The organism is Pseudazoarcus pumilus (assembly GCF_002872475.1).
GTDB lineage: Bacteria > Pseudomonadota > Gammaproteobacteria > Burkholderiales > Rhodocyclaceae > Pseudazoarcus > Pseudazoarcus pumilus.
This window is the reverse complement of sequence record NZ_CP025682.1, coordinates 2,788,875-2,810,681: the sequence shown is the minus strand read 5'-3', so window position 1 is coordinate 2,810,681 and position 21,807 is coordinate 2,788,875. Positions and strand designations below refer to the sequence as shown.

The 21,807-nt window shown below is 68.3% G+C and carries 22 protein-coding genes; 20 read left to right on the top strand and 2 right to left on the bottom strand.

Annotated elements, in window-relative coordinates; all coding sequences use genetic code 11:
* The first annotated feature begins 28 nt into the window (after positions 1-28).
* The 5 genes from terL (at position 29) to C0099_RS13640 (ending at position 6,514) form a co-directional block, all read left to right on the top strand.
* Entirely contained in the window at positions 29-1,675 is a 1,647-nt protein-coding gene (gene terL / locus C0099_RS13660) for a phage terminase large subunit (protein ID WP_102247930.1), read from the top strand.
* A 470-nt stretch (positions 1,676-2,145) separates the two neighbouring features.
* Positions 2,146-3,708 (top strand): DUF935 domain-containing protein, encoded by a 1,563-nt coding sequence (locus C0099_RS13655; protein WP_102247929.1) that lies wholly within the window; start codon positions 2,146-2,148, stop codon positions 3,706-3,708.
* Positions 3,695-4,972, top strand: a complete 1,278-nt coding sequence (locus C0099_RS13650) for a phage head morphogenesis protein (RefSeq protein WP_102247928.1) — start codon at positions 3,695-3,697, stop codon at positions 4,970-4,972. The genes C0099_RS13655 and C0099_RS13650 overlap by 14 nt, the downstream gene beginning before the upstream one ends.
* 80 nt (positions 4,973-5,052) lie before the next feature.
* A complete protein-coding gene (locus C0099_RS13645) occupies positions 5,053-5,529 on the top strand; it encodes a phage virion morphogenesis protein (protein ID WP_102247927.1) in 477 nt (158 codons plus the stop codon).
* A gap of 121 nt (positions 5,530-5,650) precedes the next feature.
* Positions 5,651-6,514: a DUF5131 family protein gene (locus tag C0099_RS13640; protein WP_228151599.1), complete on the top strand. Its 864-nt coding sequence runs from the start codon at positions 5,651-5,653 to the stop codon at positions 6,512-6,514.
* Here C0099_RS13640 and tcmP read toward each other — a convergent pair.
* Both tcmP and C0099_RS13630 read right to left on the bottom strand, forming a co-directional pair.
* Positions 6,495-7,334: a three-Cys-motif partner protein TcmP gene (gene tcmP / locus C0099_RS13635; protein WP_164084943.1), complete on the bottom strand. Its 840-nt coding sequence runs from the start codon at positions 7,332-7,334 to the stop codon at positions 6,495-6,497. The two genes, C0099_RS13640 and tcmP, sit on opposite strands and share 20 nt — an antisense overlap.
* 76 nt (positions 7,335-7,410) lie before the next feature.
* Positions 7,411-8,079: a hypothetical protein gene (locus tag C0099_RS13630; RefSeq protein WP_102247924.1), complete on the bottom strand. Its 669-nt coding sequence runs from the start codon at positions 8,077-8,079 to the stop codon at positions 7,411-7,413.
* Between the two features lie 160 nt (positions 8,080-8,239).
* Here C0099_RS13630 and C0099_RS13625 point away from each other — a divergent pair, with 160 nt between their 5' ends.
* Genes C0099_RS13625 through C0099_RS13570 form a run of 15 tightly spaced genes read left to right on the top strand, consistent with a single transcriptional unit; the run spans position 8,240 to position 21,309 of the window.
* Positions 8,240-9,364, top strand: coding sequence for a phage protease (locus tag C0099_RS13625; protein WP_102247923.1), 1,125 nt, complete (start codon positions 8,240-8,242; stop codon positions 9,362-9,364).
* A 1-nt stretch (position 9,365) separates the two neighbouring features.
* Complete coding sequence (locus tag C0099_RS13620) at positions 9,366-9,776, top strand: hypothetical protein (RefSeq protein ID WP_102247922.1); 411 nt, start codon at positions 9,366-9,368, stop codon at positions 9,774-9,776.
* Between the two features lie 24 nt (positions 9,777-9,800).
* Positions 9,801-10,697: a Mu-like prophage major head subunit gpT family protein gene (locus C0099_RS13615; RefSeq protein ID WP_102247921.1), complete on the top strand. Its 897-nt coding sequence runs from the start codon at positions 9,801-9,803 to the stop codon at positions 10,695-10,697.
* 6 nt (positions 10,698-10,703) lie between these two features.
* On the top strand, positions 10,704-11,129 hold the full coding sequence (locus C0099_RS13610; protein ID WP_102247920.1) for an HI1506-related protein: 426 nt from the start codon (positions 10,704-10,706) through the stop codon (positions 11,127-11,129).
* A gap of 4 nt (positions 11,130-11,133) precedes the next feature.
* Entirely contained in the window at positions 11,134-11,541 is a 408-nt protein-coding gene (locus C0099_RS13605; protein ID WP_102247919.1) for a gp436 family protein, read from the top strand.
* The gene (locus C0099_RS13600; protein WP_102247918.1) at positions 11,541-11,990 is read left to right on the top strand and encodes a phage tail terminator protein; all 450 of its coding nucleotides are present in this window, start codon (positions 11,541-11,543) and stop codon (positions 11,988-11,990) included. Before C0099_RS13605 ends, C0099_RS13600 begins: the two co-directional genes overlap by 1 nt.
* Entirely contained in the window at positions 11,987-12,166 is a 180-nt protein-coding gene (locus tag C0099_RS13595; protein WP_102247917.1) for a hypothetical protein, read from the top strand. The genes C0099_RS13600 and C0099_RS13595 overlap by 4 nt, the downstream gene beginning before the upstream one ends.
* 3 nt (positions 12,167-12,169) lie before the next feature.
* Complete coding sequence (locus tag C0099_RS16060) at positions 12,170-13,120, top strand: phage tail tube protein (RefSeq protein ID WP_164084942.1); 951 nt, start codon at positions 12,170-12,172, stop codon at positions 13,118-13,120.
* An 11-nt stretch (positions 13,121-13,131) separates the two neighbouring features.
* Positions 13,132-13,449 (top strand): hypothetical protein, encoded by a 318-nt coding sequence (locus C0099_RS16055; RefSeq protein WP_164084941.1) that lies wholly within the window; start codon positions 13,132-13,134, stop codon positions 13,447-13,449.
* A 20-nt stretch (positions 13,450-13,469) separates the two neighbouring features.
* On the top strand, positions 13,470-13,769 hold the full coding sequence (locus C0099_RS16050) for a DUF1799 domain-containing protein (RefSeq protein WP_164084940.1): 300 nt from the start codon (positions 13,470-13,472) through the stop codon (positions 13,767-13,769).
* A gap of 10 nt (positions 13,770-13,779) precedes the next feature.
* Positions 13,780-17,559 (top strand): phage tail length tape measure family protein, encoded by a 3,780-nt coding sequence (locus tag C0099_RS13585; RefSeq protein WP_102247916.1) that lies wholly within the window; start codon positions 13,780-13,782, stop codon positions 17,557-17,559.
* The gene (locus tag C0099_RS13580; RefSeq protein WP_102247915.1) at positions 17,556-18,071 is read left to right on the top strand and encodes a hypothetical protein; all 516 of its coding nucleotides are present in this window, start codon (positions 17,556-17,558) and stop codon (positions 18,069-18,071) included. Before C0099_RS13585 ends, C0099_RS13580 begins: the two co-directional genes overlap by 4 nt.
* Positions 18,068-18,409, top strand: a complete 342-nt coding sequence (locus tag C0099_RS16045; RefSeq protein ID WP_164084939.1) for a hypothetical protein — start codon at positions 18,068-18,070, stop codon at positions 18,407-18,409. Before C0099_RS13580 ends, C0099_RS16045 begins: the two co-directional genes overlap by 4 nt.
* On the top strand, positions 18,406-20,943 hold the full coding sequence (locus C0099_RS13575) for a phage tail protein (protein ID WP_164084938.1): 2,538 nt from the start codon (positions 18,406-18,408) through the stop codon (positions 20,941-20,943). Before C0099_RS16045 ends, C0099_RS13575 begins: the two co-directional genes overlap by 4 nt.
* A 3-nt stretch (positions 20,944-20,946) precedes the next feature.
* The gene (locus tag C0099_RS13570; RefSeq protein ID WP_102247913.1) at positions 20,947-21,309 is read left to right on the top strand and encodes a hypothetical protein; all 363 of its coding nucleotides are present in this window, start codon (positions 20,947-20,949) and stop codon (positions 21,307-21,309) included.
* The last annotated feature ends 498 nt before the right edge of the window (positions 21,310-21,807 follow it).

Sequence of the window (21,807 nt, the reverse complement as noted above, 5' to 3'; positions counted from 1 at the left end):
CTCAAGGTAAAGAACGAAGGGTGTGTGGATGACTACCAACACTCGAAAATCGTTCCTCGCCGAACTCGCCCAACTCGCCGCCTCCTTCCGCGCGCGCATCGAGGCCGAGGTCACCGGCTTCGACCCGGACCCGGCCGCGCGTGCCGAGCGCAGGCAGAGCGCCTGGAACGACTTCGACACCTTCGTCGGCACCTACTTCCCGCACTACGTGCGCAGTCCGCACAAGAGCGTGCTGCACCGGTACCTGTTCACGCGCCTGCCCGAAATCGTGGCGTCCGACCGCAGCGAGACCGACGCCATCGCGGCCCCACGCGGCGAGGCCAAGTCCACGCTGGTCTCGCAGCTCTTCGTGCTGTGGTGCATCGTCACCGGCCGCAAGCGATACCCGGTGGTGGTCATGGACAGCATCGACCAGGCCTACCCGATGCTCGAGGCGATCAAGGCGGAGCTGGCCTTCAACCCGCGCCTGATGATGGACTTCCCCGAGGCCTGCGGGCAGGGGCGCGTGTGGCAGGCCGGTACCATCGTCACCGCCAACGACGTCAAGGTGCAGGTGGCCGGCTCCGGCAAGAAGCTGCGCGGCCTGCGCCACGGCCCCTACCGGCCCGATCTGGCCGTGCTCGACGACATCGAGAACGACGAGCAGGTGCGCAACCCCGAGCAGCGCGACAAGCTGCAGGCGTGGCTGTCGAAGACGGTGCTGCCGCTGGGCGGCGCCGGTGCCAAGTTCGACGTGGTCTATATCGGCACCATCCTGCACTACGACTCGGTGCTCTCGCGCACGCTGGCCAACCGGATGTGGCGCACGGCACGCTTCAAGGCGCTGATCCGCTGGCCCGAGCGCATGGACCTGTGGGAGCGCTGGGAGGAAACCCTGCGCAACGAGGGCGAAGACGCGGCCGATGCCTTCTACTGGGCGCACGCGGCCGGGATGGAAGCCGGTGCCGAGGTGAGCTGGGCCGCGCGCCCGCTGCTCACGCTGATGAAGATCCGCGCCCGCGACGGGCACGACACCTTCGACAGCGAGTACCAGAACGACCCCGTGGCCGGCGACAACGCCCCGTTCGCCAACATCATCCAGTTCTGGGTCAACCGCCTGACCGAGTGGGTGTTCTTCGGCGCGTGCGACCCCAGCCTGGGCAAGGCCGGCGCCAGCCGTGACCCTTCCGCGTTACTGGTGGGCGGATTCAACCGGCAAACCGGCATCCTCGACGTCGTCGAGGCCGCCATCAAGAAGCGCCTTCCGGATCGCATCATCGAAGACGTGATCGCCTACCAAGCCGAATACCGCTGCCTGCTTTGGGTCATCGAGACGGTGCAGTTCCAGGCCTTCCTCTACAGCGAGCTGGTCAAGCGCGCGGCCGCGCGCGGCATTCCCGTGCCGGCACGCGGCGTCACGCCCATCACCGACAAGCTGCTGCGCATCGAGAGCCTGCAGCCGCACGTCAAGAACGGCCTGATCCGACTCCACCCCGGCCAGACCACGCTGATCGACCAGCTGCGCCACTTTCCCAAGGCCGACCACGACGACGGCCCGGATGCCCTGCAGATGCTGTGGATGGCCTCTACGTCCATGGGCAACACCACCGAGGGTTTCCAGAGCCTTCGGCGGCATGCGGGGCGCTCGGACGCCTTCGACGACATGGACGGGTTCGAGTCACGGAGGATGTTCTGATGTGCCAGCGAATTGAGAACCCCGGAGCTCGGGCGAACCCGAGCCCCGGGACTCATCATGGAACGAGAAGGATGACGAACCAGAACGACACTGTCCGCAAAACACGATACAGCGCGTTCAAATCCAACTCGACCTGTAACGTCAGCTTGAACATTGGCATGAGCCTTATTCAATGCTGGCGCCGGCGCCAACGTTTGAAGTTGGCTATTTGTATAGCGCCTTGCGGGCGCTTGTCCGGGGTTTACCGCGAATCGCCTCGAACGCCGGCAGCACTGACCTCCGGCCGCTCACGCGGGGTAGGGAGCGTTACCACCTTAAGCGCATTGACTGTGCGCCACCGGGGTAGTCAACCCCGTACACGCAATCGGGTTGTGCGCACTGCGCGCCCTACACGTGTGAATACAGCGTAGCCGAAATCCTGCGATTTCAAAACGGTTCTTCAGCCATCTCAGTCATCCGGCCATCACGTCATGAAAATCCTCGACCAACACGGCAATCCCTTCGACACCGGCCAACTCGCCGAGCCGCAGACCACGCGCATCGCACAGCTCGCGCACCAGCTCATCGACAGCCAACTCGACGGCATCTCGCCGGCCAAGGCCGCGCGCATCCTCAAGGATGCCGACCTGGGCGACCTGACCGCGCAAAGCCAGCTCTTCGACGACATGCTCGACCGCGACGCGCATCTGCGCAGCGAGTACGAGAAGCGCCAGGGCGCGCCGGTGGCGCTGGACTGGAGCATCGAGCCGCCGGCCAACGCGTCGGCCGCCGAGAAGGCCGCCGCGGCCTACGCCGGGGAGATGCTGCGCGATGCGGTCGACGACCTCGAGGACGTGCTGCTGGCGATGATGGAAGCGCCCGGCCACGGCTTCGCGCCCATCGAACTCGAATGGCAGCGTATCGGCCGCGACTGGATCCCCAAGTTCCATCCGCGCCCGCAGACGTGGTTTCGCACCGACACTCACCGGCGCGCGCTGCGCCTGGCCGACGGCAGCCCGGACGGCGCCGAGCCCATTCCCATGGGCTGGATCCTTCACCAGCACAAGAAGGTCAAGACCGGCTATCTCGGCCGCGCCGGCATCTTCCGCGCCTGCCTGTGGCCCTTCCTGTACAAGGCCTACGCGGTGGGCGACTTCGCCGAGTTCCTGGAGACCTACGGCCTGCCCATCATCGTCGGCAAATACATGGCCGGCGCCACGGCCGAGGAGAAGTCCAGCCTGATGCGCGCGGTGGCCGCGCTGGGGCACGATGCGCGCGCCATCATGCCCGAGGGCATGGCGCTGGAGATCCAGACCGTCACCGGCGGCACCGGGGGCAGCCATCACATGGCGATGGTCGAATGGGCCGACCGCGCCCAGAGCAAGGTCGTGCTGGGCCAGACCACCAGCAGCGAGGCGCAGGCCACCGGCCTGGGCAGCGGCGTGGCCGATCTGCACGGCGAGGTGCGCCGCGACATCCTCAAGAGCGACGCGCGCCAGCTCGCCGACACCCTCACGCGCGACCTGATCTATCCGCTGGTGGCGCTCAACCGGCCGGGCGTGGAGAGCTACCGGCGCTGCCCGCGCTGGGTCTTCGACGCCGGTGAGGCCGAGGATCTGGCCGCCTACGCCGAGGCCCTGCCCAAGCTGGTGGGCGTGGGCTTCAAGATCCCCCGCGCGTGGGGCCACGCCAAGCTGCGCATTCCCGAGCCGGACGCCAACGAGGATGTGCTCGAGGTGCCGGCCATGCCGCCCATGGGCGCGCTGCGCCGCCCGGCGATGGCCGCTGCGCGTCGCCCGGCGGCCGAGGGCTTCGCCGACCAGGACATGCTCGATGCCGCGCTCGAGGCGATCGGCGCCGACACGCTCGACGCGCAGATGCGCGAGCTGCTCGCGCCGGTGCTTGAACGCCTGGACGAAGATCCGGACCCGAACGAGTTGCTCGGCTGGCTGGCCGAAGCCTTCCCCGAGGCCGACGGCGGTGCGCTCGAGGAAAAGCTCGGCCGCCTGCTGTGGGCCGCGCAGATGTGGGGGCGCCTGAATGGCCGGGCCTGACCGCGAGACGCTGGCCGCGCTGTTCGACCGCGAGCCGGCTGAGGCCGTCGCCTGGCTCGAATCCAAGGGGCTGCGCGTCACCTGGAACTGGGCCGAGATGCTCGACGAAGCCCACGCGCGCGCCTTCACTGTTGCCAAAGCCACGCGTATCGATGTGCTGTCCGACATCCGCCGCGCGGTCATCGACGCCACGCGCGAGGGCAAGACGCTGCGCCAGTTCCGCGACGAGCTCGAACCAGTGCTTCAGGAAAAGGGCTGGTGGGGCAAACAGGTGGTGGTCGATTCGTCCGGCGGTGCCGAGATGGTGCAGCTGGGTAGCCCGCGCCGGCTCAAGACCATCTATCAGACCAACGTGCAAAGCGTCTACATGGCCGGGCGCGCCCAGGCGCAGCAGGCGGCCGACGCCTTCCCCTACCTGCAGTACGTGGCGGTGATGGACAGCCGCACGCGCCCCACGCACGCCGCGCTCGACGGGCAGGTCTTCGCCAAGGATGACCCGATCTGGGACACCCACACCCCGCCCAACGGCTTCAACTGCCGTTGCCGCACGCGTCCGCTCACCGCCAGCCAGGTGGAGCGTGAAGGGCTGGATGTGCGCTCTAGCCGGGGACAGACCGTGACCCGCACGGTCGACGCCGGCACCGACCGGCGCAGCGGCGAACTGTTCCGTACCCAACAGACCGGCATCCGCGTGACCGGCTCCGACGGCAAGCCCACCGTGATGTGGGCCGACCCCGGCTTCAACAGTAACCCGCTCGCCGGCCACTGGATGGACAACGTGCTGGCGCAGAAGGCCGTCGACGCGCTGGGCGGCGAAGCCGGCTTCGCCAGCGTGGCGCGCGCCGTCACGTCGCCCACGCGCATGAAGGCGTGGTCGAGCTTCGTCGACAACACCTTCGAGTTCGACCGTATCCAGGGCCAGACCATGACCCTCGGCATCCTGCCGCTCGAGGTCGTGCGCCGTCTGTCGCAGGAAGGGAAGTCCGTCGCCCCGGTCATCCATGCGGAGGACCGGCTGATCATCGGCAAGAAGGCTCGACGCCACCAGGAGAAGGGCGACGCGCTCACGCGCGAGGAGTGGGCCGCGCTGCCCGCAGCGATGGGCGAGGCGCAGTGGTTCAGCGACAGCGAGACGGGAAACGTCATCGGACAATTGCCCGACGGCAAGCACGTGATGGTGGGGCCGGATGGCGCGGTCGATTCGGCCTACCGGGACGCCGACGCGGATCGGAAAATCAAAAGCGGCCGATGGCGGCCGCTTTGATCGAGGACGGTGCACGGGTTCGAACCGGCCATCTAAGCCTCCCCCAGGGAGGATCACCGCCCTCATATCGAGAATAGCATATGCTCCGGATCGAGATCGACGACACCGAAGTACTCGCCGCGCTGCAGGCGCTGCGCGGCCGCGCGCGTGACATGCGCCCGGCCATGGCCAACATCGCCGCTGCCTTGGCCTCGGAATCCGAACGCCAGTTCCAGACCGAATCCGGCCCGGCCGGTGCCTGGCCCGAACTGTCGCAGACCACCAAAGAACTGCGCGAGCGCAGCGGTACCACCGGCCGCAAGCTCCAGGTCAGCGGCCAGCTCGCCGCGTCCGTGCAAACGGGCTTTGCCGAGGCCGAGGCGTGGATCGGCAGCAACAAGCCCCACGCCGCCATGCAGCACTTAGGCGGCACCACCAGCGCGCTGAGCATGATCCCCGGCGCCCAGATCCCCGCACGCCCCTTCCTGCCTTTCCACCCCGAGACCAACCAGCTCGCCCCCGAGGCCACCCGCACCGTACTCGACGTGCTCGAGGTGTATCTGGAAGACGGGCGATAGCGGCCGACGCGTTACAGGCCCGTGGCGGGGCGATCGGGGGGCGCCGCGGCCCGTGGCGCAGCATCAAAGGTGATCGCGGCGTGTGCGGGCGAGTAACGGGGCGGTAACGCGGTTCAGATTCTTGACGGCTGTCAAGGATCGGGGCTATCACGACGCAAATTCGGTGCACACGGGTCTAGACTGGCAGCGTAAGCACCGTGGACTGGTAATTTTTACAGTAGGTGGAAAAATGGCTACGGAAAGCAAGATCGAGTGGACCGAGCAGACGTGGAATCCCGTCACGGGCTGCACAAAGATCAGCCCCGGCTGCAAGCACTGCTACGCGGAGGTCATGGCGCGCCGACTTCGTGCGATGGGCGCGCACGGCTATCAGAACGGTTTCGAGTTGACGCTCCACCCACAGCGTCTGGAACAGCCCAAGCGCCGCCGCAAGCCGACGGTCTACTTCGTCAATTCGATGAGCGATCTGTTCCATGAGCAGGTGCCGGACGCGTTCATCGACCAGGTCTTCGAAGTCATCCGCGAGACGCCGCAACACACCTACCAGATCCTGACCAAGCGCGCCGAGCGCCTGCCGGCGTACTTCGGCGATGAGCCTGTGCCGGCCAATGTCTGGCTGGGCGTGTCGGTCGAGGACCGCAAGTACGGTGTGCCTCGCATCGACGAGCTGCGTCGGGTGAATGCGCGCATCCGGTTTCTGTCGGTCGAACCCCTGCTTGAGGATGTGGGCGAACTCAATCTCAGCGGCATCCACTGGGTGATCGTCGGCGGCGAGTCGGGGAGCCAGGCCCGCCCGATGGAAGCGGAATGGGTCACCGCCGTTCGCCGGCAATGCCTGGACGCCGGCGTGTCGTTCTTCTTCAAGCAGTGGGGCGGCTGGGGCGCGGACGGTGTGAAGCGCAACAAGAAAGCCAACGGTCGTGTGCTCGATGGCCGGACCTGGGACGCCTACCCGATCACGACCATCACCGCAGTGACGGGGTGACGAGCCGGGTTGCCAACGCATGCGCCCTGTAACTCGGGTTGGCCATTGCGAAATAGAGCGCGTACAGCGGCGCGCCCTGCACCCCGGACGGCATCGTCTGATGAAGGATTTTCGGAGGCATCACCTTTGGGAATATCGACCGAAGGTGCTCGGTCACCCAGTCGGTCATCTGCTGTACGTCAAAGTCCCGCACTTCATCCGGCTTGCTGAAGAGCCCCATCTGAGGCGGTTCCTTGTAGAAATCGACTCTCCAGCGGTCGGTCCCAAGCATTCGCGTCAGGCGGGCGGCCTTGCCCGCGTCGACGTCGGTCGAGTTGTGAGCAGCCTGTCGGTAGAGTCCCGACAACGGGAAGAGATACCAGACATCCGCGAACCCCGATTTCGCCACGGCTTTGAGTGTGGCCCAGTCCAGTTCCATCCCGAACGGGTCGAGGAAGATCACGGTCCGATCACTGGCGGGGTTGAGGCGCGCAAGAACTCGCGGCAGTTCGACGTTCGCGTCTCCACAGATCACATCGATCTCCCGCTCGGGCGTGCTCGCGCGTAGACGGTTCAGATCGTCCACAAATCCCGAGTGCTTCTCGATGAATACCAGCCGGTCAAATGGCGGATCGCATCGATGACCCAAGGTCGCGGACCCGGGAATCGTGATCTTTTCCCCACCTCGTATCTTGATTCGACACTCTCCGGTTCCGGCGAACGCGTCAATGTAGGTGAGACGAAACGGTTGAGCCTTCAGCGCCGTCGTGTAGGCCGGCAAGTAGTCGCCCAGCGCTCTCAATTTGGCGGTGGTGTGCTCGGCTCCAAAGTCGTTATCCACGCTCGATTTCCTCGCCCGAGATATGACATGAGCAGGAATGTAGCAGAACGCGGCGCCTCGACGAGGTACAAAAAGATTACGTCGCGCCGTCATTGATGTTGGCAAACACCCTCATCAAGTCAGCCGCTCGAGCATCAACGGCTTGAACAGCATCCCTTATCGCGCCAATGCGAGGCTCAGCTTCGCTGATCGTTGTGGCCGCGTAGGCCTCGTATCCGACGCTTCCAGGAATCACGGAAGGTTGACCGGCTCGAATGTCGTGAGCCCACTTCCAATAAGCCTCCGTCACTTCGAGGACCTGCTGCACTTGTGTTCGAAGCTCAGGAAAATATAAGCAGCAGAGCATTGAGATATCCCACGTCTGTGGCATTCCAGAAGGAATTTTCTCGGCATAAAGGACTCCACGCACATACTCATGCCAGTCATTGCGCGCACGATGAACTGCGCACAACAAGTCCTCCAATTTCTGTCTGCGCAAGGTTTTCCACTCTCTCGTGTGCCAGTCAGCATGGGAAATGGCCGCTCGCACTTCCTCCGTCGCCTGGGTAGTCTCCGTGAGTTGCCTGAGAACTTCCTCCATGTCGGCCTTCGTAGCGAAGGTTTCCCCGCGTTTCCGGAAGTAGGCCCCTAGGAATGCCGAGCCCACCATGCAGAGCACCAAGATGACGTAGTACGCCCATCCGCCCACGGGTGGCATCTGGCGGACGACCTCTTGTGCGATTTCGCGGATCAAATCTTCGGACATGACTCCCCCGCTGAGCATATGAGATGACACATGGTACGACGGCAATGGCACTAGCTTGCCGCGCCATCCCGGCTTTGGTACGTTGTAGCTATCCGCGGATAGCACCCCCCGGAACCCGTTCCCCCTGAGTTTACCGCTTCCCGCCGCCACCATTGGCGGCATGTACGGACATCCCGCCGCTTCCCGCCCTGACATCCGCACCGCCGCCGCCCGTTCGGGCGAGGGCGCGCCGGCCATCGCCGTGTGTGCGCTCGAAGTGCGTCCCGGCCAGAGCCGGGTGCGTGTATTCCCGGCCGGGCGCTTCGATGCGCCGCGCGGTGCGCTCTCCGGCAGCGGGCCGTGGTTCATCGACGCGGCCCTGGCCGCGCAGGTGATCGCCCGCGTCGCGGCGCGCTCCACCGACATCCCCGTCGACTACGAACACCAGATCCTGCTCGCCGAGCAAAACGGCCAGCCCGCGCCCGCGGCCGGCTGGATCGAGCGCGCCTCGCTCGAGTGGGTCGCCGACGGCGACGAGCCCGGCCTGTACGCCACGGTGCGCTGGACGCCCCGCGCGGCCGGGTGGATCGAGGACGGCTCCTACCGCTACCTCTCGCCCGTCTTCCCCTACGCCCGCGACAGCGGTGCGGTGCTCGGCCTCTACCACGTAGCCCTGACCAACACCCCGGCGATCGACACCGAACTGGTGACGGCTGCCGCTGCGCGTCGCGCGCCCGATTTTCACGCCAACGGGGGGCACGCCCCCGCAATTCCACAGGAGACCCCCGCAGTGAACGAGACGCTGAAGAAGCTGCTCGCCGCCCTGGGCCTGCCCGAGACGACCACCGAGAGCGACGCGATCGCCGGTGTGGCCGCGCTCAAGGCCAAGGCGGATGAAGCGCAAGAAGAGATCGCGGCGCTCAAGGCCGCGAGCCCCGAGCCCGACCCGGCCAAGTACGTGCCGGTGGAAACCATGACCGCGCTCAAGAACGAGGTCGCCGCGCTCACCGCCCGCATCAACGGCAGCGAGGTGGCGCAGCTCGTCGAGGGCGCGCTCGACGACGGCCGCCTGCTGCTCGCGCAGAAGGAGTGGGCCGAGGGCCTGGGCAAGAAGGACATTGCCGCGCTGCGCCAGTACCTCGACACGGCCCAGCCGATCGCCGCACTCAAGGGCGGCCAGACCGGCGGCCGTGCGCCGGCCGGTGCCGGCGCCGAATCGCAAACCACCGAAGCGGATCTCGCCGTGTGCAAGGCCCTGGGCCTGACGCCGGAGGAGTTCGCCAAGGGCAAGCAGGAGGGCCGCTGACATGCCCGCACTGACCGCTCCCCGCAATACCGCCCAGCGCGTGGGTGACGTGCTCGGCTTTCCGGTGAAGGCCGCCACCACCGTGTACCAGGGCAGCCTGGTGGTGCTCGACGCCGGCTATGCCGCGCCGGGCCGCACCGCCACCGGCCTGGTGGCCATCGGCCGCGCAGAGAACGGCGCCACCGCCGTCTCGGCCGGCGACGCCGCCGTCGAGGTGCGCCGCGGCGTCTTCAAGTTCGCCAACTCCGCCGACGCCGACGAGATCGCCCAGGCCGACGTGGGCGCCGACTGCTACATCGTCGACGACCAGACCGTGGCCAAGACCGACGGCACGGGCACGCGCTCGCGCGCCGGCAAGGTCGCGGCTGTCGAGACCGACGGCGTCTGGGTGCAGGTCGGCCTCGGCCAGTAACGCAACACCAACCGGAGCAAAGCAATGCTGATCAACAATCAGACCCTCACCTCCCTGGCGCAGGGCTTCAACGCCGCCTTCCTGCGCGGCTTCGGTTCGGTTTCGCCGAGCTGGAACCAGATCGCGATGCTGATCCCCAGCACGTCGGACGCCGAGAACTACGGCTGGATGAAAGACCTGCCCGGCATGCGCGAGTGGGTCGGCCAGCGCGTCTACAACAACCTCGAGGCCGCCACGGCGCAGCTGCGCAACAAGCCGTGGGAGCACACCATCGCCGTCAAGCGCGATCACATCGAGGACGACAAGCTCGGCATCTACTCGAACCTGTTCGCGATCCAGGGCGAGATCGTCGCCCGTCATCCGGATGACCTGGTGTGGGGCCTGTTGCCCACCGGCTTCAGTACGCGCGGCTTCGACGGGCAGTACTTCTTCGACACCGACCACGTCGGCTTCAACCGCGCCAAGCAGGAAGTGAGCTGGAGCAACACCCAGGGGGGCGCTGCCGCGCCGTGGTTCGTGGCCGATCTGTCGCGCAGCTTCATGAAGCCGCTGATCTTCCAGGAGCGCAAGAAGGCGCAGTTCGTGCCGCGCACCAACCCGGCCGATCCGCACGTGTTCGACCACGCCGAGTTCGTTTTCGGTGCGGACGCGCGCTACAACGCCGGCTTCGGCTTCCACCAGCTCGCCGTCGGCAGCAAGCAGGGCCTGGATGCGACCAACTACGAAGCCGCGCGCGTGTCGCTGGCCAGCCAGTTCCGCACCGACGGCTCGCCGCTGGGTGTGAAGGCCACCCACCTGATCGTGGGCCCCAGCAACGAGGCGGCCGCGCTGGAGTTGCTCAACGCCGAGCGCAACGCCGCCGGCGCCACCAACGTGTGGCGCGGCACCGCGCAGCTCATCGTCAGCCCCTGGCTGGAGTAAGCCGTCATGACGCAAGCCAAGACCAAGAGCCGGGCGGCGTCGAAGGGCGCCGCCACCCAGCCGGCCACCGCGCCGCAGCACACCGCCGAGGGCGTCGAGCCCGTGACCACCGAGGCCTCTGGGGTTTCCCCGGAGGCCGGGGGCAGCGAAGCGGCCGCCGAGGATCTGGCGCGCAAGGCCGAGGCCGTGGCCAAGCCTGGCGACGATGTGAACGACATCGTCGCAGCGCAGCGCGGCGCGCCCAAGGCCGGCAAGGCGGCGCACCTGCAGGTGCGTGCGCTGGTCGAGGGCGGCTTTCGCCGTGCTGGCCGGCACTGGCCGCATGAGCCGGTGACGGTGCCGGCCGGCGGCTTCACGCCCGAGCAGATCGAGGCACTGGAAGCCGAGCCGTTACTGGAGGTCGTGCGCGTCACCGGCGAGGACGGCGCGTAACGCCATGGCCTATTGCACCCAGCAGGACCTGGTCGAGCGCTTCGGTGCGGACGAGCTCGCTGCCGTGGCCCCCGCGGCCGAGGGCGAAGGGCTCGACGCCGAGCGCATCGATCGCGCCTGCGAGGACGCCGCCGGCGAGATCGACGGCTACCTAGATGGCGCGGGCTACGCCGTGCCGCTGGCCAACCCGCCGCGGGTGGTCACCGGCTTCGCCGCCGACATCGCGCGCTACCGGTTGCACGACGACCACGCCAGCGAGACCGTCGCGCGCCGCTACGAGGAGGCCGTGCGCTTCCTGCGCTCGGTGGCCGCCGGCCAGGTGCGCCTGGGCGCGCACATGCCCGGCAATGCCACCGGCTCGGCCGAGGTGGTGCAGGCCGGCCGCAAGGTCTTTGGCGGAGGGCTGCGCTGATGGCCGACACCGGCAGCCCGCTGGATCTGGCCCTGTGGGCTGCGCGGCTGGAATCAGCGGTGACCGGCCTCAAGAGCGTCGGCCTGGCCGGAGACCTGGCCCGGCTGCAGAACGCCCAGGGCGCGCTGCCCGGCGCGTGGGTGCTGCCGGCCGACGAGACCAGCGCCGCGCCGATGGACGAGCCCTCGCTCTACCAGCGCGTGACGGTGCGCGTGTCCATCGTCACGGCGCTGCGCAGCTACGGCGACGCCACTGCTGGGCGTGCCACCGACGCGCTGCGCGAGCGGCGCAAGGCGCTCATCACGGCGCTGACGGGCTGGACGCCGGCCGACGCCGCGAGCCCGGTCAGCTTTGTCAGCGGCCGCCGGCTCGGCCCAGTCAAGGGCGCGATGTGGTGGGAAGACATTTTCGAGACCGACTACTACTTGCCCCGGAGGCAGAACGCATGAGCAAGAAGAGCCAGACCCCCATCCCGCGCCCGGCCACGGGCGGCGCGTTTCGCCGCGTGGGCGGCACGCTGCGCCCGCTCGAGGCCCCGGCCAATACCCGGCCCGCGCGCGCCTCCCGCAAGGGCACTGCGCCCGAGGTGCCGGCGCAAACCGAACCGCAGAACACCGAGGAGTAAGCCATGCCGCTCGACCTTTTCCGCCTGCGGGCGCTGCTGCTCAAGCCTGAGGCCACCGAGGGCACCGACAGCGCACCGACCCCGGCCGCCAACGCCCTGCAGATCATGAACGGCCAGGGCCAGATCGAATCCGAGCGCCTGTCGCGCGAGATCGACACGCCGTACTTCAGCTCCCGGCCCTTCGTGCGCACGCGCCAGCGCGGCAGCGTGTCGGGCTCCATCGAGCTGCTCGGCGCCGCCCAGGTGGGTGACCCCGCACCCATCGACGCGCTGCTGCGCGCGGGCGCGCACGCCTACACCCAGGTGCTCGACGTCGACGAGGTCACGCCGCTGGCGGCCGAATACAACCCGGTGTCGACCGGCATCATCAGCGCCACCGCGTGGTTCTACCACGGCGGCGAGCTGGTCAAGCTCACCGGCTGCCGCGCCGCGCTCAATCGCATCATGCTGGCCATCAACGACTTCGCCAAGGCGGAGTTCCAACTCCAGGGCAGCGTGGCCGGCGTGACCGAGTCCGCGCTGCCGGGCGATACCGACTACAGCGCCTACCAGGAGCCGGTGGCCATCACCACCGAGAGCTTCGAGGTGCAGATCGACGACACCAAGGTCGACGGCGTCTCGATCGAGCTCGACACCGGCGCGCAGCTGACCATGGTCGAGCACTCCGAGGCGCGTGTGACGCGCCTGACCGACCGCCAGGTCAGCGGCACGCTGCGCATCTACCGCCCCGAAGTCTCTTACCTGGACATCCGCGCCCTGGTCGCCGCGCATGCGCGCGTGCCGGTGTTCGCCACCGTCACCGGCCCGGCCGGGCGCAGCGTACGCCTGGACCTGCCCTCGGTGCAGATGGGCGACCCGCAGCGCACGGATATCGACGGCATCGCCGCCTGGGACATCCCCATCGTTGCCATGGCCGATGCCGGCAACGACGAATATCTCTTCACCTTCAACTGATCGAGGCCCGCATGTTCAAGCTCAACCGCAACCGCACCTACCGCTACCCCGTCACCGTCGTCGTCCACGAGGGCGAGAAGGAGCACAAGGGCCAGTTCCACGCCACCTTCCGCGCGGCCGGCAGCGACGAGCTGCGCGATCGTGGCGAGGAGCGCCTGCTCGACGTGGTGCTGGTGGGCGTCGAGGGCATCGAGATCGACGGCGAAGACGGTGCGCCGCTCGCCGGTGCCGACCTGCTCGAGGCGGTCAAGGCGGACCCGGCCGTATCGGCCGCGCTGATCGCGGCTTACCACGACTCCATCGTGAAAAAAAACCGTCCGAAAACCTGAAGGGAGCTGCGCGGCACTGGATGGACGCCAGTCCGTCCGCCAGTGCCGAGGAACAGGCGCTGGGCATCCCCGAGGAGCGCGCCTCGCGCGACTACGACGTATGGCCCGAGAACTGGCCGGCCGTGCAGGTGTTCGTGGCATGCGGCACGCAGTGGCGCCGCACCGGGCGCGAGGGTCGCATGTGCGGGCTGGACTACGCAGCCGTCGAGGCCGTGATGCGCATGCTCGACACCCCCGAACCCGCGGCCACCTTCGGCCGCGTGCGCGCGATGGAGGCCGAGGTGCTCGAGGTGCTCAGCACCCGTCGTCGCAAGCAATGAGCCGAGAGTCATGGAACTGAAGATCCGCATTCGCGCTGACGGCACGGCCGAGCTCGACACCGAGCTGGGCCGTGTCGAAGGACGCCTGGGCGGTGTCGGCAGTGCCGCGACGCAAGCCGGCAACGAAGCCCGCCCGGCGATGGACGGCACCCGCAACTCGGTCGAAGGCGTGGGCGATGCGCTTGACGACACGACCAAGAGCGCGGGTGGCTTTCTCGACAAGCTTGGCGGCATGGAGGGCGTAGTGCGGGGCCTCGCGGCTGCGGTGGCCGGCTTCGCATCGAAGCGTTTCCTGCAGGCGCTGATCGACGAGCAGTCGCGCTACGAGCAGAACCTGCTGCGCACCCAGGCCATCATCGAGGCGACCGGCGCAAGCGCCGGCCTCACCGCCCAGCAACTGCGTGAGCAGGCGCGCGAACTGGCGCTGGGCACACTGCAAAGCGTCGAGGACGTCGAGCGTGCCCAGCAGATCCTGCTCACCTTCAAGTCGGTCAGCGCCGAGACTTTCACGCGCGCCACGGAACTAGCCGCTGACCTGGCCAGCGTGACCGGCACCGACCTGAACAGCGCCATGAAACAGCTCGGCAAGGCGCTGGAAGACCCGGTGCGTGGCATCGACGGCCTGCGCGAGGCCGGCGTCACCTTCACCGAGGCCCAGAAGGAAGTGATCGCGGCGCTGGTCGAGAGCGGCGACAAGGCCGGCGCGCAAGCGCTGATTCTCGACGAGCTGGCTGGCAAGTACGGCGGTGTCGCCCGCAAGGAAGCCGAGGGCTGGGCCGGCGCCGTGGACACCCTGAACCAGGCGCTCGAGGAAGCACGCCTAGCGCTGGCCGAGTACTTCGAGGTCGGTCAGACAGGCGCCGAGATCGTCAAGCAGCTGGCCGGCTACGTCTTCGAGTTCAACGAGAACCTGAAGGCCGGCGACTACGACGCGGTGATCTCGGGCATCGGCGCCATCGTGAAGGTCGCCGGCGTGTACCTCGGACTGGTGACCAGCATCAAGACGGCGCAGCTAGCCGCCACGGCCGTGAAAGCCACCTATGCGGCCACGCTGTGGCTGGTCGGCGGCGGCGCCTCTGCCGCGGCTGCAGGACTGACCCTGATGCAGAAGGCCATGCTCCCGGTCATGGCGTTGTTCGCCGGTTGGGAGCTGGGCAAATGGGCGCGTGAGAACTTCACCGGCGTCGAGAAGGCCGGCATCGTCATGGCCAGCTCGGTGCATCGCGCCATCGTGTGGCTGCGCGGCGAGTTCGACCTGTTCGCCGAGAACGTGAAGTTCGCCCTGACGAGCCCCTTCGACTTCGCGCGCGGCAAGATCGCCGATTTCTTCGAGTGGATTCAGGGCCTGGGCAAGACCGCGCTGAAGTTTCTCGGGCTCGACGGCCTGGCCGACCAGATCCGCACCGACTTTGACGGCCTGCGCGGCGCCACGGCCGCCGAGCACGAAAAGACCCTGCAGCAGATCCGCGCCAACACGCTGCGCGAGATGGGGCAGATCGGCGCGATCTATAACGACATGTTCGACCAGGTCGGCAAGAGCGCCGGCCGGGCCGGCGCCGCAGCCGGCGCCAGCGAAGGCAGCTTCCTCAAGATGAGCGCGACCGGTGCCGACGGGCTGCGCAGCATTCGCGCCTTTGCCGAGGGCGCCACGGCCGCGCTGAGCGGCATGAGCACGGGCGCAAACTCCGCTACATCCGCCACCCGCGACCTCGCCGGCGAAGTCGAATCCCTGCGTCGCCGCGTCGATCCCGCCTACCGTGCCGTGGCCGAGCTGGCCGACGCCGAATTCCTGCTGTGGGAAGCGGCCGCGGCGGGCGTCATCACGCAAGAGCAGCTGGCCGACATGATCGCGCGCGTTCACGCCTCGGCCGAGGACGCAGGGCCGGCGCTGCGCGAGATGGGCAACGAGGCCTTCGCCACGGCGGGCGAGGCCGACCCCTTCGCCCGCGCCTGGGAAGAGGCCGCCAACCGCATCGACGAGACCTTTGCCAATGCCTGGAAAGGCGCCTTCGACAGCTTCCGCGCGTTCGCGCGCGGGCTGGGCGACGCCTTCAAGCAACTGCTGGCCGAGCTGGCCCACGCCGCCATCACGCGGCCGATTCTGGTGTCACTGGGACTCGCCGCCGGGCCGGCCGGCGCTGCAGGTGGTGGCATGGGCGGCGTCGGTGGCATCGGGGGCGGCGCGGGCGGCTTTGGCTTCAACCCGCTGTCGTTTTTGGGCGGCAACTCCATCGGCATGGGATTCAGTAACGCCGCGACATTCCTTGGCGGGCTGAACGGCATCTCGGGCACCGGCGCCGGCAATTTCTTGGGCGGCTTCGCCGGCAATGTGGCGGGCATTCCGAACTGGCAGTTCGGCCTCGCGGGGCTGGGTGGCGGCCTGGGTGCGAACCTGTTGTTCGACGGCAAGGGCTATTCAGGCATCGGCGGCAGCCTGGGCTCGACGCTGGGCTTCGCCCTGGGCGGTCCGGTCGGGGCGCTGCTCGGTACCGTGGGCGGCGGCTTCCTCGGTTCGCTGTTCGGGGGCTCGGGCGAGCGTTTCCCGCGCACCGTTGCTTCGGGCACGGGCACGTACCGCGACGGCGCCTTCATCAGCACCGGCCCGGACATGAGTTGGGAGCACGCCACCGAGGACCAGTTCGGCGACGACATGGACAAGGCCTTGTCCGGGCTGCAGGAGAGCTTTTCGAGTCGCCTTGGCGCGCTGTTCGGCGCGTTCGACATCGATGACAGCATCGACACCACGGTACGCGTGCGCCTGCGCCGCACCTCGGGCCGGCTCGCCGCGCAGTTCTTCGGCACGCTGGGCGAGGAGGTGGAAGAAGCCTTCAGCATCAGCGGGCAGTACGGCGAGGATGCCGAAATCCAGGACGCGTTCGATCAGTTCATGGAAGACGTGCTCTCGCGCGGGGTGGTCGAAGCCATCGAGGCCTCGCGCCTGCCCGAGTACGTCAAGCGCATGTTCGACGGGCTGGGAACCTCGGCCGAGGTGGATGCGGCCATCGCCAGCATCGTGCACTTTCAGGATCTGGTCACGCGCGACGTGATCGGCCAGGCCGCGCTCGACTACGAGCGCGCCGGCCGAAGCGCCACTGAGGTCTATCGCGAACAGACCGACGCCGTGCTGGAGCTTGCCGCCGAATACGACGGCACCCTGGCCTCCACCCGCGAGCTGGCGGCCGCCTACGAGCAGCAGCAGGCCATGGCCCACCAGTTGGCCATGGCGCTGCACCAGGCCAGCGACCAGGTCGCCGCGCTGTTCGGCAATCTGTCGAACGACATCCGCGAATCGCTGATGAGCGAGCGCGAGCTCTACGACCACCGCAAGTCGCAGGTGGACGCGCTGACCGAGGCCATGACCACCATGACCGACCCGGCGCAGATCATGGCCACCGCCGAGCAGATCGAGCAGCTCACGCGCGACATGTGGAACTCGCTCGACGAGTCGCAGCGCCAGGCCATGTCGGGCGGCTTCCTGAGTTTCCTCGAGGAGATCGACGCACTCACCCAGGCACAGATCGCAAATGCACTGGACGGTCTCGAGGAAGATCAGACCACCATCGGCGACACCATCGACGATTCGCTCTCGCGCATCATGGCCGAGTTCGAGGAAGCGGCCGAGACACAGGCCGCAGCCGCGCGGCAGATGGGCGACGCGGCCGAGCGCATCAGCGACGCCGCGCAGACCTTCTCGCGCGTGGCCAGCACGCCGCTGAAGGTGGATGTGTCTGTCAAGAGCCAGCCGGCCGTGCAGCCCTCGCCGGTGTTCGTATCCGAGGTGGGCGGATGAGCCGCACGCTCTCCACGGCTACCGCCGCCGGCACCTCGACCGCCACCACCGAGCCGTGGTGGCTGGTCGAGCTCGACACGCTGCGCCTGACCGACGGCCCGACCACCACCTGGGACGGCCTGGCGTTCCAGTCCCTGCCCGGGCTGGAGGTGACGGGCCTGACGATCGACGCAAGCGGCTTCGCCCGCGGCACGCTGCGTCTGCCCGACCACAACGGCACCGGCACCGGCCTGCTGCTTGCTGCCGGCGACGAAGATCTGCCCGTGCGCATCTGGCAGGTCACCGGCGCCGGCCCGCACGCGCCTGAAGACCCTGTGCTGATCGCCGAGTGCGTGCTCGACGGCGGCACCTCGGACGACGGCTGGGCCGAGCTGGCGCTGGCCCCGGCCGACGCCGACAACCGCGAGCAGCCACGCTGGCGCGTCGCACCGCCCATCTTCAACCACTTGCCTGCCGCCGGCACCCGCATCGAGTGGGGCGGCGAGGTGCTGATCCTGGAGCCGGGCGCATGAGCAACCTCTACCCAGCCCCCTGGGACCTGCGCGAGAGCACGCGTGTGCCCGAGGAGGGGCGCCTGCAGGTCGACATCACCGCTGCCGGAACGGCGCGTGCGCGCCGCCGCCACACTAGTTGGTACTTCACGCTGTCGCATGCCCACATGCCCGAGGCCGACGCGCTCACCCTGCAGGCCTGGTGCGAAACGTGGGAAGGCGAGACCGTTACCGTGGTCTGGCGCGACGGACGCACCTACGCCGGCGTGCTCGGCGTCTGGAGCGTGGACCGCGTCACCGGCGCCGACTGGATGGCCAACGTCGAGATCCGCGGTGCGGTGGAGGTGCCCGAATCGTGAGCGCGCTGCCGACCCTGCCGGGCTACGTCGCGCCGCGGCCCAACTCGGCCGGTGGCCGCGCATCGCGCTCGAACCTCTCGCGCACTGCGCGCAGCGCGCGAGAGCGCCGGCTCACTCACGCTGCAATCGGCGCGGCCATTGCGGTGCATTACGGCCGCGTGCGCTGCGGCGCCGGCGTGTTCTCGCCGGTGGTGCATGCCGGCAAGCTGTTGCTCGGCTGCCTGTGGGGCGTGGGGCCGCTGGGCGAGCCGACGCTCTACGACAGTTCGGGCAACCCGCTGCCCGCCGGCGTCGAGCAATCCCACGTCACCGGTGATGCGCTGCAACCGCCGCACCCCTGGCTGGTCGATGCCATCGACGGCTACGACGACGCGCTGGTGCTCGAGCACGGCGGGCAGACCGTGCCGCTGGCCTACTCGGTGCTGCGCATCCCCAAGGATGCGCCGGCACGCATCGAGGCCGAGTTCGACGGCCTGGCGGTGTATGACTCGCGCACCGATACCACCGACCACTTCGAGAACCCGGCGCTGTGGCTCGCCGACTGGCTCTCGAACCCGGTCTATGGGCTGGGCCGCACGGTCGATTACGCGCGCTCCGAAGCCGCCTTCGACGCCTGCGACGAGGCGCTGGGCGACGAGGCACGGCGCTGGGGCGGGCTGTCGATCGACCGTCGCGCCTCGGCCGAGAGCTGGATCGAGACGCTGCGCACCTACGCCGGCTGCATCATCACGCGCGGGCCGGACGGCCTGGTGCTGGTGCCCGATCGCCCGCGCGCGGTCAGCCGCCACATCGGTCCCGAGCAGATCATCGGCTCGGTGCGTCTGCAGCGTACCGCACGCGCCAACCGGCCCACCGTCGTGCGCGTGCGCTACACCGGCGCGGACTGGAACGACACCGACGCCGTGGCCTACGCGCCCGGCGTGCTCGCGGGCACGCGGCCGTGGCGTGAATCGGTGGTGCCGCTGCCGGGCTACCGCAGCCATGCGGTGGCCTACCGCGAGGCGGTCGAGCGTCTCAACGCGGCCATCCTGACCGACCTGGACGCTTCGTGGATCTCGACCGACGAAGCACTGGCCGACGAGATCGGCGACGTCGTCACGCTGACCGACGGCGAGCGCCTCGACGCCCAGCCGCTGCGCATCACCGACGTATCGCCCGAGGGGCCGGGGCGCTGGCGCATCGAGGCCTCGGCCTACGACGCGGCCGTGTATTCGGACGCCATCGCGAGCGCGCCCGGCGCCATCTCCACCCCGCTGCCCGACCCGCGCACGCCTCCGCCGCCAGTCACCGTCCTGGCGGCAACCGAGGAGGTCTATCAGCAGCAGAACGGCACCTTCTCATCGCGCCTGCGCGTGAGCTGGGACGCCAGCGACTGGCCCTACGCCACCGGCTACCGCGTCGAGGTGCTGGCCGAAGACAACCTCGCCTGGCTGATCGAGACGCGCAGCGCGAGCGCCGTTACTGGCGCGTTGCAGGAGCTGGTGGAGTACACCGTGCGCGTGTTCGCGGTGTCCGAACTGGTGAGCGGCGAGGCGGCCGAACTGGCCGTGGTGGCCCAGGGCAAGTTCCTGCCGCCGGGCAACGTGCCGTCGGTGTCGGGCTTCGAGGTCGGGGGCGAGGTGCGCCTGCAGTGGAAGCCTGCCATCGACATCGACATCTGGCGCTACGAGGTGCGCTACGCGCCGGCCGGCGGCACGTGGGCCGAGGGCAGCCTGATCGACCGCGTCGACGGCCTGCGCCTGGTCGCGGCCATCATCCCGGCCGGCGAGTGGGACTTCATGGTCAAGGCCGTCGACTCGGTGGGCAACTACTCGCCGGCCGAGGCGCGTCGCACCATCACGGTGACGCTCGACGCCGCCGCCTTCCTGGTCGACGAGGTCGAGCTGGACGCGCCGGTCACCGAAGGCATGGCCGAGTACCGCCTCGGCCGGCTCGATGCCGCCCGGCGCTGGGTCACCGAGGACGGCGACGCGGTGGCCACCAAGTTCGCGGGCGCGCTGACCGACTACACCGAGGTGCTCGCCGCCTACAACGCGGTGGCATCGCTGTGGCGCTCCGAGTCGGTCGATTTCGGCCTGACGCTGGCCGGCAACTGGAGCGGCCAACACACCCTGACGCCCGTTACCGGTGCGCCTGACACGGCGCTCGAACTCTCGCCCGATGGCGCCGCGTGGGACGACTACCCCAGCCTCGTCGCCAAGACCTCGGGCCGCTTCGCGCGCCTGTCCGCCCAGGCCGCCAGCCCCATCGTTTTCGCGGCCGAGATCCCCGAGGCCTCGATTCGCATCGACGCCACCCCGCGTACCGAGACCGGCCAGGCCACCAGCGTGGCCAGCGGCCCGACCACGATCACCGTCGAGCAAGCCTACGCGGCCGTCAAGAGCATCACCGTCACGCCGCTGGGCACGACGCCGCGCACCTACGCCGTCGACAACATCGTCGTCGGCGACCCCACCACCTTCGACGTCTATCTGTTCGACGTCTCCGGCAACCAGGTTGCCACCGACTTCCGGTGGCAGTTCGATGGAGTCTGACCCGTGTACACGCACTTCGACCCCGCCCGCCCAGATCCGGTAACGGAAAACATCACCCAGTTCGCCGAGGGCATCCGCGAGAACCTCGCCGCCATCCGCGACATGGTCGTCGGCGGCATGGCGCTCGGCTGGTCCTACGCCCCGGCCGGGGGCAGTGCCGAACAGCCCGAAACGCTCACCTGGGCCAAGGGCACCGAGCGCATCCGCGCCTCGCTCACCTGGGGCGTCACGGGCGGCGAGGCCGGCAACGTCACCGCTGCGCTGTTCGAGTACAGCGCCGACTCAGGCGACACCTGGGACGCCATCGGCACCCATTCCATCACCTACGACAGCGCCGGCAACGTGACCGGCGCCAGCTGGAGCTGACCGCCATGTGGACCATGCTCGCCGGCGTGCCCGGCAAATTGAAGACGTTGCTGGATCGGCTGACTGCGGAGCGGGCGGCCAAGCTGGACCACCTTGATGCGGACGTGTCGACCAGGGCGCCGGCTACGACGGCGTTGAGTAGTGCTGTTTGGACAGCTGCCCGAGCAGGAAAACTGGACTATTTGGAAGATCTGCACAATCACAGCAGGCAAGTCGTAGGAAGTGGGTTTGCCTTATTCATGCAGCCCCCATATGGGGGGGGCTTGCCAGCTAGTGTTGGAATCATTGCAGCCAGGGAAACCGGAGGGGCTGGGTCTACGACTGTTGTAGACATCCAAGGAAGGGGGTTTATTAACCTCCTGGGGTTTTCTGCTTTCCGGGACAACGTCGGCGGCCTGGTCGTGTCCGCTAGGGTGCGAGTCACGATTGATGGTGTCGTGTGGGAAAGCTCCTCGCTTACGGTACCGGGCCTTTCAGCCACCAACGAATCAGCGTTTG